The sequence below is a fragment of the Bacillus sp. es.034 genome (assembly GCF_002563655.1).
In the GTDB taxonomy this organism is placed as follows: domain Bacteria; phylum Bacillota; class Bacilli; order Bacillales; family Bacillaceae_B; genus Rossellomorea.
In genome coordinates, this window is sequence record NZ_PDIY01000001.1 from 1,609,140 (window position 1) to 1,626,812 (window position 17,673).

A 17,673-nucleotide genomic window follows, 5' to 3' on the forward strand; every position below is an offset into this window, starting at 1 on the left:
GGGGGATGAAAATGACTGTAGAAACGAAACTACCAGTAGATCTAGACTATGTCAGCTCCTACTCAAAACAACTTGGAGAGCCGGAATGGTTAACAACCCTTCGTACAGATGCCTTTGATAAAGTAAAGGATCTTAGCCTTCCTGTTGCAGATAAAACGAAGATCACAAACTGGAATTTCACTCAATTCCAGAAGCATACAGTGGAAAGTGACGCGTTTTCATCATTGAGCGAGCTGCCTGAAGAAGCGAAAGCATTAGTTGATTTAGATAACAAAGATCAAAGTCTTTATATTCAACGGAATAATACACCTGCTTTTCTTTCACTATCAAACGAATTAAAAGACAACGGTGTTATTTTTACGGATATTTTTACGGCTGTGAAAGAACACAGCGAGCTTGTACAGAAGTACTTCATGACTGAAGGCGTGAAAACGGATGAGCATAAGCTTACTGCCCTTCACGCAGCATTGATGAATGGAGGGGCATTCCTTTACATTCCAAAGAACGTGGAACTCTCTCAACCGATTCAAGCGGTTTACGTTCACGACAATGCAGAAGTTGCGATGTTCAACCACGTATTGGTTGTCGCTGAAGATAATAGCTCCGTCACATATGTGGAGAACTATATCTCTACTGTAGACGCAGAAGATGGGGTCTATAACATTGTCACAGAAGTATTGGCAAACAATAACGCAAAAGTGGCATACGGTGCAGTGGACAATCTTTCAAGCGGAATCACGACTTACGTGAACCGTCGTGGAGTAGCTGCAAGGGATGCACGCATCGAGTGGGCTTTAGGATTAATGAACGACGGTGACACCGTTTCTGAAAACGTGACGAACCTTATGGGCGATGGCTCATATGGTGATACGAAAACCGTAGTCGTTGGACGCGGCAAACAGAAGCAAAACTTCACGACTAAGGTTGTTCACTACGGTAAGAATTCTGAAGGATACATCCTTAAGCATGGCGTCATGAAGGATGAATCATCTTCTATCTTCAACGGTATCGGTAAGATTGAACATGGTGCATCGAAGTCAAATGCAGAGCAGGAATCACGCGTATTGATGCTTAGCGAAAAAGCACGCGGGGATGCGAATCCGATCCTTCTTATTGATGAAGATGATGTAACGGCAGGCCACGCTGCTTCAGTTGGTCGAGTGGACCCACTTCAACTTTACTATCTAATGAGCCGCGGGATTCCACAGCATGAAGCTGAACGTCTTGTGATTCACGGCTTCCTTGCTCCTGTGGTAAAACAATTACCGATCGAAGGAGTCAAGAAACAGCTGGTTGAGGTAATTGAAAGGAAAGTAAACTAATGGATGTAAAAGAGATTCGTAAACAATTTCCGATTCTCGACCAGGAAGTAAATGGCCATCCACTCGTTTATCTTGATAGTGCCGCAACTTCTCAAAAGCCGGTTTCCGTCATAGAAGCAGTGAACGATTATTATCGTGGATATAACTCGAATGTACACCGCGGGGTCCATACCCTTGGAACGAGAGCGACAGATGGTTATGAAGGGGCCCGTGAAAAGGTCCGTAATTTCATCAACGCTTCCTCTACCCAGGAGGTCATTTTCACCCGTGGGACGACAACCGCGATCAATACCGTCGCTGCCAGCTACGGCAGGGCTAATTTAGGCGAAGGTGATGAAATTGTGATCACTCATATGGAGCATCACAGTAATATCATACCTTGGCAGCAGCTGGCGAAAGAAACAGGGGCAACGTTGAAATACGTTCCTCTGCAGGAAAATGGAACGATTGCAATTGAGGATGTAAGGGAGACCGTCACTCCTCAAACGAAGATCGTTTCCATCATGATGGTTTCAAACGTACTCGGTACGATGAATCCAATCAAGGAAATCACCAGGATCGCTCATGAAAATGGCGCCGTCATGGTGGTGGATGGAGCACAGGCTGCTCCACATATGAAGATTGATGTACAAGATTTGGACTGTGATTTCTTCGCCTTCTCCGGTCACAAGATGGTAGGTCCCACCGGGATCGGGGTATTGTACGGCAAGAAAAAGCATCTGAATAATATGGAGCCTGTGGAATTCGGTGGAGAGATGATCGACTTTGTCGGGCTACAGGAATCCACTTGGAAAGAGCTTCCGTGGAAATTTGAAGGAGGCACTCCGATCATTGCTGGAGCCATCGGCCTTGGAGCCGCCATCGATTTCCTTGAGCAAGTCGGTCTTCATAACATCGAAGAGCATGAGCATAAGCTTGCCGCTTATGCGTTGGATAAGATGAACGAAGTAGAGGGTATGACCATTTTCGGACCAAGTGATCCCGGTCAGCGTGCCGGTCTTGTGACATTCAACATAGATGATGTTCATCCCCATGATGTTGCAACCGTGCTTGATGCAGAAGGGATTGCCGTCCGCGCAGGCCATCACTGTGCACAGCCGCTTATGAAGTGGTTGAACGTATCCGCAACGGCACGTGCCAGCTTCTATCTTTACAACACAGAAGAAGATATTGATAAACTTGTTGCCGGCCTGGTGAAGACAAAGGAGTTTTTCAGCGATGTCTTTTAATAATTTAGATCAGTTATATCGACAAGTCATCATGGATCATTACAAGAATCCACGTAATAAAGGTTCTTTAGAGGATGGGAGTTTTACCATTGATATGAATAATCCTACATGTGGAGACCGCATTCACCTTACGTTAAAGGTTGAAGATGGCGTCGTTCAGGATGCGAAGTTCGACGGGGAAGGTTGTTCGATCTCCATGGCTTCTGCGTCCATGATGACACAGGCGGTCAAAGGAAAAGAGATCGAGAAGGCACTCAAGCTTTCGAAGATCTTCTCTGATATGATGCAGGGCAATGATTATGACGACGATGTGGATTTAGGAGATATAGAAGCATTACAAGGAGTCGCGAAATTTCCGGCCCGTATCAAATGTGCGACACTGGCCTGGAAAGCGATGGAAAAAGGAGTGCAGGAAGAAGAGCAGGAATAAGCTCTTCTCCGACTCTATTTAAGAATGGAGGAATCAACATGGCAAAGAAGATGCCTGAGATCGGAGACTATAAATATGGCTTTAGCGATAAAGACGTATCAATTTTCCGTTCTAAACGTGGTTTGACGCGGGAAATCGTTGAAGAAATCTCCCGTATGAAAGATGAGCCTAAGTGGATGCTTGATTTCCGTTTGAAGTCACTTGAGCATTTTTATAATATGTCTATGCCTCAGTGGGGTGGAGACATGCAGGAACTGAACTTCGATGAGATCACTTACTATGTGAAGCCTTCTGAAAAGTCAGAGCGCAGCTGGGATGAAGTACCTGAAGAAATCAAGCAGACGTTTGATAAATTAGGGATTCCAGAAGCAGAGCAAAAATATCTTGCAGGGGTTTCTGCTCAGTATGAGTCAGAAGTTGTTTATCACAACATGCAATCGGATCTTGAAGATATGGGAATCGTATTCAAAGATACAGACTCCGCCCTTAAAGAAAATGAAGAACTTTTCCGTGAGCACTGGGCAAAGGTAATCCCTCCGACGGATAACAAGTTTGCTGCCCTGAACTCAGCGGTATGGTCCGGTGGATCATTCATCTATGTTCCTAAAGGCGTAAAGGTGGATACTCCACTTCAAGCATACTTCCGTATCAACTCTGAAAACATGGGTCAATTCGAGCGTACGCTGATCATCGTCGATGAAGGCGCAAGCGTTCACTATGTAGAAGGTTGTACAGCACCGGTTTACACAACGAATTCACTTCACTCGGCGGTCGTTGAAATCATCATCAAGAAAGATGCGTACTGCCGTTATACGACGATTCAAAACTGGGCGAACAACGTGTTCAACCTGGTAACGAAGCGTGCCGTATGTGAAGCGAACGCAACGATGGAATGGGTGGATGGAAACATCGGTTCGAAACTGACGATGAAATATCCCGCGGTCATCCTTAAGGGTGAAGGCGCACGTGGTATGACACTATCCATTGCACTTGCAGGTAAAGGCCAGCACCAGGATGCAGGAGCGAAAATGATTCACCTTGCACCTAATACATCTTCTACAATCGTTTCTAAATCCATCTCCAAGCATGGTGGTAAAGTGACGTACCGTGGAATTGTACACTTTGGCCGTAAAGCGGAAGGCGCACGCTCAAACATTGAGTGTGACACGCTGATCATGGATAACCAATCGACTTCCGATACGATCCCTTACAACGAAATTCTGAACGATAACATCTCGTTAGAACACGAAGCGAAGGTTTCAAAAGTATCAGAAGAACAATTATTCTATCTTATGAGCCGTGGTATTTCAGAGGAAGAAGCAACAGAAATGATCGTAATGGGCTTCATCGAGCCATTCACGAAAGAACTTCCAATGGAATACGCAGTCGAAATGAACCGCCTGATCAAGTTCGAAATGGAAGGTTCTATCGGATAATAATCAATCAAACTCCCCTGATGAATCATCAGGGGAGTTTTTTCGTTCCAATAATCCCCCTTTTATTTTCTCGATCAATCCAAACATAAGAATTTCCATTTCCCTTATGATAAAATGGACATGTTCATAATAAAGCAGGTGAATGCGGATGATATACATAGGTGTAACAGGCTGGGGAGATCATGATACTCTCTATGAGAATGTGTCCCCCAGGGACAAACTAAAAGAATACGGAGCTCATTTCCCCATAGTCGAGGTGGACACGACGTTTTATGCTGTCCAGCCTATTCGAAATGGGGAGAAGTGGGTAAAGGAAACACCAGAGGACTTTAAATTCATTGTAAAAGCATACCAGGGGATGACGGGTCATCAGCGTGGCGAGATCCCGTTTGAAACAAGGGAAGGGATGTTCAGAGCATTTAAAGAGTCCCTTACTCCATACACGAATGCAGGGAAACTCGCGATGGTCCTTCTTCAATTCCCCCCATGGTACGATTGTAAAAAAGAGAATGTCGATTATATTCGGTATTGCAGGGAGCAATTGAAAGAACTTCCTGTATCACTTGAATTCCGGCATCAGAGCTGGTTCAGGCCCGAATATCGGGACAAGACCCTGACGTTCATGGGAAAAGAAGGATGGATCCACAGTATTTGCGATGAACCCCAGGCAGGTGAAGGATCTGTGCCGCGGGTGCTGGAAGCGACGCATGAAGAGGCCACTCTCATCCGTTTTCACGGCAGGAATCTCTATGGTTGGAATAAACCGAATGGGGAAGATTGGCGGGAGGTCCGCTATTTGTATCGCTATAATCGTGCTGAGATGGAGGAATGGATTCCCCACCTCCATCACTTGCACGAAAGGTCTAAGGATCTTTATATTCTTTTTAACAATAATTCTGGTGGGGACGCGGCTGATAATGCGAAAGAATTGATTGAATTATTGGGGCTTGAGTATGAAGGTCTTGCCCCGAAGCAGCTGGATTTATTTTAGCCGACAGGAGATGAAAGAAAGATGGAATGGATTGTTCTTCTATCAATCGGGCTTTTGGCAGGTGCAATAGGATCACTGGTCGGTTTAGGCGGTGGCGTCATCATTGTACCCGCCCTGATCTACTTTGGTACATATACAAGCCTGGTAGAAGGGATGAACCCGCAGACCGCTGTGGGTACCTCACTGGTCATCATGATATTCACAGGGTTATCTTCCACCCTTGCATATTTAAAGCATAAAACCGTCGATTATAAAAGCGGATTGATTTTCTTTGCGGGCAGCGGACCCGGTTCTATTCTTGGAGCCTGGGTGAACAAGGGATTGAATATGGAAAGCTTCAATCTTTATTTTGGTATCTTTATGATACTGGTGGCCCTCATTCTGATGATCAGGAATAAATTAAAGCCTATAGAAAAATTCAGGAATGCCTCTTTTCAGAGGGAATTTACCGACCCAAGTGGAGAAACCTTCCGGTATGGATACCCTCCACTACTTGGAGTGATGATCGCCTTCGTTGTTGGATTTACTTCTGGTTTGTTTGGCATTGGCGGAGGCTCTCTCATGGTCCCTGCCATGATTCTGATTTTTCTTTTCCCGCCCCATGTGGCTGTTGCAACATCCATGTTTATGATTTTTCTTTCGGCATTGGTGAGCTCGGGGACACATGTGTTGTTCGGGAATGTCAAATGGCTGTATGCACTTGCCCTCATTCCTGGAGCGTGGATCGGGGCAAAGGTCGGGGCATATATCAATACGAAGCTCGAGTCCAAAGTATTGGTGAGCGTATTGAGGATTATTTTGATTTTAATTGGTATTCGATTGATTTATCAAGGAATGACAGGATAACATTCCTCCAATAGGAGTGAACGATTAATGGGAGAAACCATTCATATTTATCATACAAACGATCTTCACAGTCACCTTGAGAACTGGCCAAGGATCAGGGACTTTTTAAAACAAAGAAAACAGAGGCATATGAATGACGGGGAGTCTGTGTATCTATTTGATATCGGTGATCATGTGGATCGCTGGCATCCGTTGACAGAAGCGACGTTAGGAAAAGGGAACGTTGATTTATTAAATGAAGCCGGGTTCGATGCTGTAACAATCGGGAACAATGAAGGAATCACATTGGATTATGATGATTTAAACACCCTGTATGACGGTGCCAGATTTGATGTGATTGTAGGAAACCTGCTGGATCGTTCTTCAAGGCGTCCAGGTTGGGCGGAGACTCACCGGGTTTATCGGACCGCCAGTGGAGTGAAAGTTGGCGTCATCGGATTGACGGCCTATTTCAAACCTTTTTACGAAGCTCTGGGCTGGAACATTACCTCGCCTTTGGATGAACTGAGGAAGCTGGTTCAGGAGATTCGCCCAAGCGTCGATATGATCATACTCCTTTCCCACTTGGGAATTAGGGATGACGAGATGATCGGGGAACAATTCCCTGACATAGACGTTATCCTGGGGGCCCATACTCATCATGTCTTACCACAGGGGAAAGAGGTGAATGGCACCATGCTTGGTGCTGCAGGGAAGTATGGGCATTATGTCGGTCACATGACGATCGAGGTGAATTCATCCACAAAGCAGGTCATGGAAAAGAAGGCCCGTTTATATGAGCAGGGGGAACTTCCGGAGGTTGTCAGGGAAGCGGAGGAAAGGGAACAATGGTTCCGGGACGGGGAGGAGCTATTAAAGCAGGAAGTGACCAGCCTGACAAAATCCTTCCCGGTTGACTGGTTTTACACGTCGACGCTTCCTGTAGTGCTTTGTGATGCACTAATGGAGTGGTGTGGAGCTGATTGCGGTTTCCTTAATGCAGGTCTTCTCATAGATGGGCTTGACGAAGGAATGGTGACAAAGCAAGATCTTCATCGCATCCTTCCCCACCCGATCAACCCCTGTATGATCCGGATGAAAGGAGCCGAGCTGAAGGAAATCATTAAGCAGACCCTTAATGAGGACTGGCCGCATCTTGAAGTGAAGGGACTTGGTTTTAGGGGGAAAGTGATGGGAAGGTTCGTGTATTCAAATATCCACTTTGAGGACCATGACATCTTCATCGGAAACAATCCGATCGAGCCCGGGAAGATATACAAGCTGGCCCTGCCGGATATGTTTACATTCGGCCACTTCTTTCCGGACCTTCAGAGGCTTGAAAAGAAGTACTTTATGCCGGAATTTTTACGGGATGTCCTCGAATGGAAATTGAAACAGTAAATGACTCACCGTTTCCACACTCATGACATACATATGAGTGAAGGGAGAGATGAGACATGATGAATGTATCTCCGATTACGATTGGGGGACATATCTTTACAGCGATTTCTGTTGCACTTCCGAAAACCAATCTCCTCGTCGTGACGAGTGAAAATGGATATATAATGTGTGGGGCACTGGATGTTGCGCTGCTGAATGAAAAATTAAAGGACAGGGGGATCATCGCGGGAAGGGCGGTTGGTGTGAAAACCATCGATCAGCTTCTCGATGCGCCACTGGAGTCCGTCACCTACGAAGCAGCGAATCTCGGCATCCACACGGGAATGGCCGGAAGGGACGCCCTGTTAAAAATGATATAGAACCTGAGAATGACCAGTGCTCTTTATAGCGGCTGGTCTTTGTTTTATCCCTCTCATTTCCTCTATATTCTTTCATGAATATTTAACCAAATACACCTTGCAAGATCCTTTTAATCCTTTATAATGGAGATACTAGGAAATTTTGTCGAAAAATGAAAGAATTACATAGGAGAATTCTATGAGGCTTATATCAACACGGGCTTTGAAACCCGGCATGGTTCTAGCTACAACGGTATATAATATGAGAGGTCAAGCGTTGATTCATGATAATGTTCCCATTACAGAACGCATGATTTACAGATTGCAGGAGCTTAGTATTCAGTATGTTTATATTGAAGACTCTCTTTCCAGTGGAATTCATGTGAAGGGCACCGTTTCGAGTAAAGTGAGACAAGAGGCGGTTCAGAATATCGAGATGGCCTTCAATCAATTAAGCACATCCAAAGAGAAGCCAAGCCTCCTCATGATTGAAGATAGTGCCACTCAATTGAAGCAGGTGATCGATGTCGTCCTGTCCGAAGTAAAGGCGAATCATGATCTTCTGACGATTTTGACAGATGTGTTTACATACGACTCCTATATTTTTCATCACTCATTTAATGTTACGTTATATACACTTTCCATCGGTCTCGAACTGAAGCTCTCACAGAAGCAGCTGGAGCAGCTCGGTGTTGGGGCGATCCTTCATGATATCGGTAAGATGCTTGTGCCTGAAGAAATCCTATTGAAGCCGGGGAAGCTTACGGAAGACGAATTCTGTGAAATCAAGAAACACTCTGAACATGGCTTTGAAATCTTGAGACAGCTGCATTCGGTGTCCCTGATCATCGCGCACTGTGCCTATCAGCATCATGAGAGGCTCGATGGGTCCGGTTATCCGCGGGGGATCAAGGGTGAGGATATTCATCCGTTCGCAAAGATCATCGCTGTGGCCGATGTTTTTGACGCCATGACCTCAAACCGGGTGTACAGGAAAGCGATGCTTCCCCATCAGGCTTTAGAGGTATTATACGCAGGGTCGGGATCCTTGTTCGATTCACAAGTGATTGAAGCATTCCGGTCATCGGTTGCGATGTATCCGAATGGCATGATCGTGGAACTGAATGATGGAAGGAAAGGGATTGTGACCGATCAAAATAGAGGAGTCACAGACCGTCCTGTCATCCGGATCATCGAGGAAGACGGGGAGGAGTCAGACTCTCCTTACCCACTCGATTTAAGCAAGGAATTAGACAAGATGATTACAGGCTTTGATCCGGATTATGAACCGCAATCTTTTAAGATTAAATAAATTTTTGCGCTAAACCCCTCTTACAATGCATACAAATAGCTTGTAAGGGGGGATTTTTGTGTCTAAGTTCAAAACCTACAAACCCCGAAGAGGAGGTCCGCTGCCTTTTCGTCATGTCATGATCATTACGTTTCTGTTCTTTATGATTTCAACTGGATTCGGATTGTGGATCATTAACAAAGGGTTGAAGCCGACACTGCTTGCGTATGCCGAGACACAGACGAGCAGGATCGGTACCCTAGTGATTAACAAAGCCATCAATAAGAAGATTGCCGATGTTCTGGACATTTCGGATATAACAGAAGAAGTGAAGAACCAAGAAGGCGATATCGTCTCGTTTAAATACAATACACAAACGATCAACAGGGTCCAGGCAGAGATAACAAATCTGGTACAGCAGAATCTCCAGGAAGCAGAAGCGGGAAATATTGAAAATCTTGAATTCCTCACTGAGGTGGAAATTGATCAAGGGAAGTCCAAAACATCAAAGGGCATTACTTATTCCGTTCCTTTGGGGCAGGCAACGAACAACGTATTGCTCGGGAACCTGGGGCCGAAAATCCCGATCCGCTTCCATTCCATCGGTGATGTACGGTCCGATGTGAAAACGACGGTAGAGCAATTCGGGATCAATAATGCGGTTGTGAAGGTATTTGTGGAGCTTGAAGTGAATGTGCAGATCATCATCCCGTTTGCCACGAAAACCGAAACGATCAAGCAGGATATCCTGGTCGCCATGGGCACCGTCCATCTGGATGTACCGCAATTTTATAACAATGGTGGAGGGGGATCGAGTCCTTCCATTGAATTTCCCACAAATTAGTCAGGAAAAAAAGTTGTCAAAAGATTGATAGTTTGTTATATTAATAAAGAAAATTTTATAACACACCACATCATCAGTCCGATGGGGTAGAGGCGCAGGGTTCAAGAGTAATCTGTTCGAGGATGACAACTGAGAAAACAGATAAAAGGGAATCTTTGCCGAAGTAAATATGCTTGTCGAAGGGATATTTGCTGGGGTTGTCTTGAAGAAGGATAACACTGTCATTATAGGGAAATCTCTATAATGGGGAGCTACAGATCGTGATGGAGCACTTACGTTACTAACAAAGGTAATGATAGTTTCTCTATCGTTGCCTTTTTTTATTATCCTCTATCATGCTACGATGGTTCCCCCCTATCAAATAGGAGGAGGACACTATGGAAAACACGATTTACTCATTATTACCACCCCTTTTAGCCATTCTTATGGTTATCCTTACAAGACGGGTTCTGCTTTCATTGGGAGTAGGAATCATTGCGTCTGCCTTTCTGTTGGCAGATTTCTCAATTACGAAAACATTCAGCTTTATGTGGGACGCCTTTAAGGGCATCTTTGTGGCAGATGGCGGACTTAACACCTGGAATGTTTACATCATTTTCTTCTTACTCATTCTTGGTATCATCACGGCATTTGTGAATATCTCCGGCGGGAGCCGCGCATTCGGTGAATGGGCGATGAAACGTGTGAAGACAAGACAGGGTGCACAGCTTTTGGCTGCGGTATTAGGTATCATCATTTTTATTGACGACTATTTTAATGCCCTTGCTGTCGGTCAGGTTTCAAGACCCATCACGGATCGACATAGAATTTCACGTGCAAAGTTAGCTTATATCATCGATTCAACATCTGCTCCAATATGTGTTGTTTCTCCAATCTCGAGCTGGGGAGCTTATATTATCGGAATCATCGGTTCTATTCTTACTGCTCACAGCATCACGGAATACACGGCATTTTCAGCTTTCATACAAATGATCCCGATGAACCTTTACGTGTGGGCGGCAGTCCTGCTTGTTGTCATGGTTGCTTATAAGGGACTTGATTTCGGTAAAATGAAAGAGCATGAAGTACGGGCTCTTGAAACGGGAGATCTTTATGATCCCGGCAAAGAAATTCCCGGTGAATTGAAAAACGATCTTCCGGTCAGTTCAAAAGGATCTGTAGGCGATCTTGTCTGGCCGATCGTGGCTCTTGTCATCGGTACAGTTTCCATGATGCTTTGGACGGGATATCAAGCGGTGGGATCCTTTGACCTGCTGCCGATTTTTGAAAATACGGATGTTACGAAATCGTTATTATACGGTGGATTATTCGGACTTGTGATTGCCCTGATTTTCTTCCTGCGTCAAGTCAGCTTGAAAGGTATTGAAGCGGGTGCAATCGGGACAGCCGTAGTGGAAGGGATCAAGTCGATGCTTCCGGCTGTTTACATTCTGATCTTTGCCTGGACGATCGTTACGCTTATCGACCAATTGCAAACAGGTACCTATCTTGCTGGTTTGGTAGAGCAATCAAATCTGCCGATGCAGGCACTTCCGGTCATTTTATTCCTGGTTGCCGGAATCATGGCTTTCTCAACGGGAACTTCTTGGGGCTCGTTTGGGATTCTCCTGCCGATCGCCGGAGAAATTGCTGCAGCATCAGATGTAACGATCTTACTTCCTGCCATGGCAGCGGTGCTTGCGGGATCTGTATTGGGTGATCACTGTTCACCTATTTCGGATACAACGATCCTTTCCTCTACTGGAGCGGGAAGCAACCATATCGATCACGTGCTTACACAACTTCCATATGCGGTCATCGGTGCGGTTGTTGCAGCAATCGGTTACCTTGTATTAGGATTCACCGGCAGCACCATACTTGGTCTCGCAGTTGTCATCATTTTGATCTTGGCCTTTGCCTTTTTGTTCGGTGAAAAAGCAAAACCTGCAACTGCAGAGTAATAGAAATGAAAACCAGGAGCCATTCGGCTTCTGGTTTTTTTATCTTGGAGACCCATCATACAATCGGCTCCCATTCTCCAAAATCCGACAAAATTCTTATAGTGAAATAGTACTGTGGACATTTGGTTAATTTCTCAATAAAAACACAAAAATAAAGCTTTGACAATTGTCCTGGAACTAGCTATACTGTCTTTAGATTATAAATAATCTGAAAATATAAAAATTTCAAATACCTCAAGGCAGGTAGTTGGAAAGAACTAGGGGGGAACAACATGGAGAATCGTGCACAGTTTGGTACACGGGCAGGATTTATTCTGGCAGCTGTCGGTTCAGCAATCGGACTGGGGAACATTTGGCGTTTTCCGGCAGTGGCGTATGAAAATGGTGGGGGAGCATTCTTCATTCCATATTTATTCGCTCTTCTAACAGCAGGTATTCCATTATTAGTACTTGAATTTACAATTGGTCATAAGTACCGTGGTTCAGCACCGTTATCTTATTTCCGTCTTAATAAGAAAACGGAATGGCTTGGATGGTGGCAGGTATTGATCGCATTCGTCATTTCCACTTATTATGCGGTCATTATCGCATGGGCGATGTCCTACAGCGTATTTTCTTTCAATTTAGGCTGGGGCAAAGATACAGAGTCATTCCTGTTCAGTGATTATTTAAAGCTTTCAGTCGACGCAGGCCAGACGGGCAGCGTGGTCCCGGGAGTATTCATCCCTCTTGTCATCGTATGGGCCGTAACACTGGGCATTCTTTTCAAAGGTGTTAAGAAAGGGATCGAAGTAGCGAATAAAATCTTTATTCCAGCACTTGTTATTTTATTCTTAATTATCGTTGTTCGCGCTTTAACGTTACCAGGAGCGATGGATGGGCTTGATGCATTCTTCAAACCGGACTTCAGTAAAATTGCTGATCCAGGCGTTTGGGTGGCAGCATATGGACAGATTTTCTTCAGTTTATCCATTGCCTTTGCCATCATGATTACCTACTCAAGTTATTTGCCGAAGAAATCGGATATTACGAACAACGCCTTCATCACGGGGTTCAGTAACTCCGGATTCGAACTATTGGCAGGTATCGGTGTATTTGCGGCACTTGGTTTCATGGCACAGTCACAAGGTGTGGCAGTGCAGGATGTTGTAAGCGGCGGCGTTGGACTGGCGTTTGTTGTCTTCCCGCAGATCATCAATGAATTTCCGGCATTCAACGAAGTCTTTGGCTTCTTATTCTTTGCTTCACTTGTACTGGCCGGTCTGTCTTCATTGATTTCCATTTCGGAAACGTATGTGGCAGCCGTTTCTGAGAAGTTCGGGATTTCCCGTAACAAAGCGGTACTATTCGGTGGCGGACTTTCAGCCGTCATTTCCATCCTCTTTGCTACACAGGGTGGATTGTTATTCCTTGATGTTGCGGATTACTTCATCAACCAATTCGGAGTCGCTTTTGTTGGATTAGTGGAAGTAGTCGTGATCGCCTGGTTCCTTCGTAAGCTTGGGGCATTCCAATCCCATGCAAATGGAATCTCGGATATCCAGCTTGGTGCATGGTGGAAAGTATGTTTGGGCGTCATCACACCGATCGTCCTTGGTTGGATGATGTTCGGATTATTCAAAATGAACCTTCTGAAACAATTTGATACCGAAACGGGTAACTACGAAGGTTATTCTGATGGATTCATTCTATATAGCGGATGGTTTGTAGCAGCCTTTGCCATTATCGTAGGCGTGGCGCTCGGGTTTAAACGCTGGAACGCCAAGACGGAAGCTGAAAGCTATAAGGAGGTAAGCTAACATGACTGGTAGCGCGATTACAATGATGATAGTCGGAATGGTCATCATCTGGGGTGGATTAGCAGCTAGTATCATGAACGCTGTATCCAAATCGAAGAAACAAGTATAAAGAAAGAAGCAGACAGTGGAATCCCCATTGTCTGCTTTTTAATGTTTCTTGCTTTTGATCCTGTCCTGGCGTTCCCACATTCTTAGATGAGGATATGGATCAAAGGACCATTCTGTCAGGCCATTATCTTTATACATTCCATAATGCAAATGCGGCGGAAATTTCCCTGACGTTCCTGGAGGTCCATATCCTGAGCTTCCGACACCGCCGATCACCATTCCCGGTTCAACCACTTGTCCGACATGCAGATCTTTGGCAAAACCACTCAAATGGGCAAAATAATGGTACGTATTATTAATGTCTCGGATTCCGATCCTCCAGCCTCCATAACGATTCCAGCCTTTCATCTCGATAATGCCATATGATGTAGCCCTGACTGGAACACCGTAATCAGCGAAGAGGTCCGTCCCTTCATGGATCCGTCTTCCGCCCCATCCCCGGGCATCTCCCCAGGTGTTCCGGTAACTATAGTTAAATCGCAGGGGAAGCGGAAAGGCTTTCTGATTGAGGTGAATCGTTCCGTACTGTTTATATATTTTGGCATTTCCCATAATGATACTGACGGTTTTGTCCCGCTTGTAATAATCCCAGAGGGCAAGCTTGAAGTTATCGTGATCGATGCCGTAACGAAGGATAAAGTCGGTTAATGAGGCAAGTTTATCTTCATCACTTTTCAAGCTGGCTTTCCCGTCATGATCCCCGTCCCGGCCGATTCCATTGAAAAGGGCAATCGTTTCAGGGTTGTCATCCTCGGCGTGGGGGTTCAAAGGTCCGACCCACTTTTCAGGCTCCATATAAATCGAGATGAAAGAGGATGGCTTTTCCCTGTCTTTCCTGGCGAACCTTAAACTGCGTTCGTACTGATCAATGGCAGCCAGGTAGTACCAGGGGATCTGAGTCATAGCCTCGCTCTTCTGGAAGAGTTCCATTCTTTTTGTGTGTATCTGCTCATCTGACAGCTTTTCTGCTGCGAAGCTCTGACAGGGGCTTATCATGAAGAAGAATACAATGCAGAATACCAATCGTTTGTACAAAATCATCCCTCCATTTTTAGGGGCCTATCTGTAGTTTGTATCGTTATCGGGGATTCATAATCATCAATAAATGGTAATAGGGTATCACATGCTTGTTTTCACTTTTTTAGTATGATAAAGTGACAAAAGAAGTATATTGATGATGGCTTTTTTTACATAGGATGAACGAGACAACGTTTCACTCTTTGCCTAAGTCAGAATTATTTAGGATTGGAGATGAGGGGTATGAGTAAGAAAGATGAACACATTCGGAAACCGGATTGGCTTAAGATTAAGCTGAATACGAACGATAATTATATGGGTCTTAAGAAAATGATGCGGGAAAACAATCTTCATACAGTATGTGAAGAGGCCCGTTGTCCTAATATTCATGAGTGCTGGGGAACAAGACGTACGGCTACTTTCATGATTTTAGGTGATATTTGTACCCGTGCGTGCCGTTTCTGTGCCGTTAAAACCGGTCTTCCAACTGAATTAGATCTTAAAGAACCGGAACGCGTTGCGGATTCTGTACAACTTATGAACTTGAAGCACGTCGTCATTACTGCGGTTGCCCGTGATGACCTGAAAGACGGAGGTTCACAGGTCTTTGCTGAAACCGTCCGCGCTATCCGCCGTAAGAGCCCGTTCACATCCATCGAAGTTCTTCCTTCTGATATGGGTGGGGTATTCGACAATATCAAGACATTGATGGATGCTAAACCGGATATCATGAATTACAATGTCGAAACCGTTCGACGTCTGACTCCAAGAGTTCGTGCCCGTGCGACGTACGATCGTACATTGGAATTCCTGCGCCGTGCGAAAGAATTGAATCCTGCCATTCCTACGAAATCGAGCATCATGGTCGGTCTTGGGGAAACGAAGGAAGAGATTCTTGAAACGATGGATGATCTTCGTGCCAATCATGTTGATATCGTGACATTAGGTCAATATTTGCAGCCATCGAAGAAGCACTTGAAGGTTCAAAAGTATTACCATCCAGATGAATTTGCCGAACTTCGTGAAGCGGCAATGGAAAAAGGCTTCAGCCACTGTGAAGCAGGTCCGCTTGTACGTTCTTCCTACCATGCCGACGAGCAGGTGAACGCAGCAGCGAAAGCAAGACAAGCTAAAGGTGAGCAGGAAGTACAGAACGCATAATTTCATATAACAAGAAAAGGACTGACCTGTCGGAGATCTCTATGACAGTCAGTCCTTTTTGCAGCAGATGGAGGTTATACCATCAATCTGTTAGGTCATTACGTTTCTGACGGTCCATATTGATCTTATGGGTATCGTCGTCACGCATTTCGTATTGATCTGATGTCATTTCGCCATTGGCATTCTCACCTGAATCGACGTTTCTTCCTTGTGGGGAATCCTTCAACATCAGGTTGATGGTGTCGTCGATGGCGGTAGAAACATTATCGCTGTCACTATCCATTTTGGCCAGGTTTTCGACATTGCGCATCAAGGCTTTATCATCTGTCACATAGACATGGTACCAGCGCGGGATGACGGACATGGCTGTTTTCTTTACCTGATCGGCTGTTTCGAAGCGTCCTTTTTTATCTTTTTTGTCGGTCACATAAGAAACCAGGACCTCTTCGTCCGTTACGAGGGTAGAGCAATCTTTCACGTCAGGAAGGGCGACACTCATTTTGCTGATGCTGTCGGCTACCTGCTCGCGATTGATACTGTACATATCCTTGGTGGAAATGTTTTGACCACCGGTAGGGCTCTTCTGCTGTCGGACATAACCAAAGTCTTCACCGCGGTGTGCCCCTTTTTTAGTCCAGCTATTTTCGTTATACAGGTCTTCCCTGTCACTTACGTTAATGGTATTCCCATTGTCGTGGAACATTTCCTCATTGGCTGTGTCAATGCCATTACAGGCTGTCCCGATTAGTGTGATGCCGAGAACCGTTGTACCCAAAAGTAATTTATTCAACTTAAACACCCCCTATTCAGTAGGGTGACCATCTCTAATGGTAATTTTTCATAGTAATTAATGGACAATCCGTTATAATTTAAAATAAGGAAACGAAAGTGGGTGGACAGAGGTGATTTGTGTGCAGAACACGTGCTACGAAATCGTCGAGGAATTCAGGGACGGATTCAACGAGGAAGCTTTCAAGGAAAGATATAGCGATATCTTAAGCAAATACGACTATATCCTTGGTGATTGGGGGTACGGACAGCTCAGATTGAAAGGGTTCTTCGATGACCACAATCAAAAGGCTTCTTTCGATACAAAGGTGAGTACTCATAAGGATTACTTATATGAATACTGTAATTTTGGGTGTGCTTATTTTCTCGTGAAGAAAGTCAATAAATAATCGTGAAAAGGAACAAACGACGATGAATCGTTTGTTCCTTTCTTTTACTTATTTTCAGTGTACGGCGGTTCTTCATTCACATCCGGGTCTGCATGAACGGGATGTGATCCGGGTTCCTGACGGGGTATATCCTGATGCAGGGATTTATTCTCGTAGTTGAAGGCACTATAATACCGTTGACCTTCTTCCCAAGGTGTACTCTTGTTTTCGACAGGGGTATGCTTACCTCTGGGAGCACCGTAGGGACCTTCCGGAAGTGTTTCGGGGACGAGGAAATTACGGTATGTTTCTACATTGGAGAAGTCACTGTATTCCTCGTCTTCTTTGTCATAGGATTTCCGGTCTTTGCTCATTTTATCTCCC

General features: G+C 45.0%; 18 protein-coding genes and 1 riboswitch. Of the genes, 15 read left to right on the forward strand and 3 right to left on the reverse strand.

The window, feature by feature from the left end; translation table 11 throughout:
- Positions 1-11 precede the first annotated feature (11 nt).
- From sufD to ATG71_RS08135, 13 genes are all read left to right on the forward strand, one after another.
- Positions 12-1,322, forward strand: coding sequence for a Fe-S cluster assembly protein SufD (gene sufD, locus ATG71_RS08075; protein WP_098439174.1), 1,311 nt, complete (start codon positions 12-14; stop codon positions 1,320-1,322).
- Positions 1,322-2,551 carry a cysteine desulfurase gene (locus tag ATG71_RS08080; RefSeq protein WP_098439175.1) on the forward strand — a complete coding sequence of 410 codons (1,230 nt, stop codon included), beginning with the start codon at positions 1,322-1,324 and terminating at the stop codon, positions 2,549-2,551. The genes sufD and ATG71_RS08080 overlap by 1 nt, the downstream gene beginning before the upstream one ends.
- Complete coding sequence (gene sufU, locus ATG71_RS08085; protein WP_034763670.1) at positions 2,541-2,981, forward strand: Fe-S cluster assembly sulfur transfer protein SufU; 441 nt, start codon at positions 2,541-2,543, stop codon at positions 2,979-2,981. Before ATG71_RS08080 ends, sufU begins: the two co-directional genes overlap by 11 nt.
- 38 nt (positions 2,982-3,019) lie before the next feature.
- Positions 3,020-4,417 (forward strand): Fe-S cluster assembly protein SufB, encoded by a 1,398-nt coding sequence (gene sufB, locus ATG71_RS08090; protein WP_034763673.1) that lies wholly within the window; start codon positions 3,020-3,022, stop codon positions 4,415-4,417.
- A gap of 148 nt (positions 4,418-4,565) precedes the next feature.
- Positions 4,566-5,408 carry a DUF72 domain-containing protein gene (locus ATG71_RS08095; protein ID WP_098439176.1) on the forward strand — a complete coding sequence of 281 codons (843 nt, stop codon included), beginning with the start codon at positions 4,566-4,568 and terminating at the stop codon, positions 5,406-5,408.
- A gap of 21 nt (positions 5,409-5,429) precedes the next feature.
- On the forward strand, positions 5,430-6,254 hold the full coding sequence (locus ATG71_RS08100) for a sulfite exporter TauE/SafE family protein (protein ID WP_098439177.1): 825 nt from the start codon (positions 5,430-5,432) through the stop codon (positions 6,252-6,254).
- Positions 6,255-6,281: 27 nt separating this feature from the next.
- The gene (locus ATG71_RS08105) at positions 6,282-7,634 is read left to right on the forward strand and encodes a bifunctional metallophosphatase/5'-nucleotidase (protein WP_098439178.1); all 1,353 of its coding nucleotides are present in this window, start codon (positions 6,282-6,284) and stop codon (positions 7,632-7,634) included.
- A gap of 56 nt (positions 7,635-7,690) precedes the next feature.
- A complete protein-coding gene (locus ATG71_RS08110) occupies positions 7,691-7,993 on the forward strand; it encodes a YunC family protein (protein ID WP_098439179.1) in 303 nt (100 codons plus the stop codon).
- A 178-nt stretch (positions 7,994-8,171) separates the two neighbouring features.
- Positions 8,172-9,284, forward strand: coding sequence for an HD-GYP domain-containing protein (locus ATG71_RS08115; protein ID WP_098439180.1), 1,113 nt, complete (start codon positions 8,172-8,174; stop codon positions 9,282-9,284).
- Between the two features lie 58 nt (positions 9,285-9,342).
- Positions 9,343-10,107, forward strand: coding sequence for a sporulation protein YunB (yunB, locus tag ATG71_RS08120; RefSeq protein ID WP_098439181.1), 765 nt, complete (start codon positions 9,343-9,345; stop codon positions 10,105-10,107).
- 79 nt (positions 10,108-10,186) lie between these two features.
- A riboswitch (Lysine riboswitch) is annotated at positions 10,187-10,369 on the forward strand.
- Between the two features lie 115 nt (positions 10,370-10,484).
- Positions 10,485-12,047 carry a Na+/H+ antiporter NhaC family protein gene (locus tag ATG71_RS08125; protein ID WP_098439182.1) on the forward strand — a complete coding sequence of 521 codons (1,563 nt, stop codon included), beginning with the start codon at positions 10,485-10,487 and terminating at the stop codon, positions 12,045-12,047.
- Between the two features lie 272 nt (positions 12,048-12,319).
- Positions 12,320-13,846, forward strand: coding sequence for a sodium-dependent transporter (locus tag ATG71_RS08130; protein WP_098439183.1), 1,527 nt, complete (start codon positions 12,320-12,322; stop codon positions 13,844-13,846).
- Between the two features lies 1 nt (position 13,847).
- Complete coding sequence (locus ATG71_RS08135) at positions 13,848-13,955, forward strand: methionine/alanine import family NSS transporter small subunit (protein ID WP_079532007.1); 108 nt, start codon at positions 13,848-13,850, stop codon at positions 13,953-13,955.
- A gap of 38 nt (positions 13,956-13,993) precedes the next feature.
- Here ATG71_RS08135 and ATG71_RS08140 read toward each other — a convergent pair whose 3' ends face one another.
- Entirely contained in the window at positions 13,994-14,995 is a 1,002-nt protein-coding gene (locus tag ATG71_RS08140; protein WP_098439184.1) for a M23 family metallopeptidase, read from the reverse strand.
- 219 nt (positions 14,996-15,214) lie between these two features.
- On the opposite strand from ATG71_RS08140, the gene lipA reads away from it, so the two are divergent.
- On the forward strand, positions 15,215-16,132 hold the full coding sequence (gene lipA / locus ATG71_RS08145; RefSeq protein ID WP_098439185.1) for a lipoyl synthase: 918 nt from the start codon (positions 15,215-15,217) through the stop codon (positions 16,130-16,132).
- 82 nt (positions 16,133-16,214) lie between these two features.
- Here the strand turns inward: lipA and ATG71_RS08150 are convergent, their stop codons facing one another.
- Entirely contained in the window at positions 16,215-16,931 is a 717-nt protein-coding gene (locus tag ATG71_RS08150) for a YhcN/YlaJ family sporulation lipoprotein (protein WP_098439186.1), read from the reverse strand.
- Between the two features lie 103 nt (positions 16,932-17,034).
- On the opposite strand from ATG71_RS08150, the gene ATG71_RS08155 reads away from it, so the two are divergent.
- Positions 17,035-17,310 (forward strand): YutD family protein, encoded by a 276-nt coding sequence (locus ATG71_RS08155; RefSeq protein ID WP_044338154.1) that lies wholly within the window; start codon positions 17,035-17,037, stop codon positions 17,308-17,310.
- 44 nt (positions 17,311-17,354) lie between these two features.
- Here ATG71_RS08155 and ATG71_RS08160 read toward each other — a convergent pair whose 3' ends face one another.
- Complete coding sequence (locus ATG71_RS08160) at positions 17,355-17,663, reverse strand: hypothetical protein (RefSeq protein ID WP_034763749.1); 309 nt, start codon at positions 17,661-17,663, stop codon at positions 17,355-17,357.
- Positions 17,664-17,673: the final 10 nt, after the last annotated feature.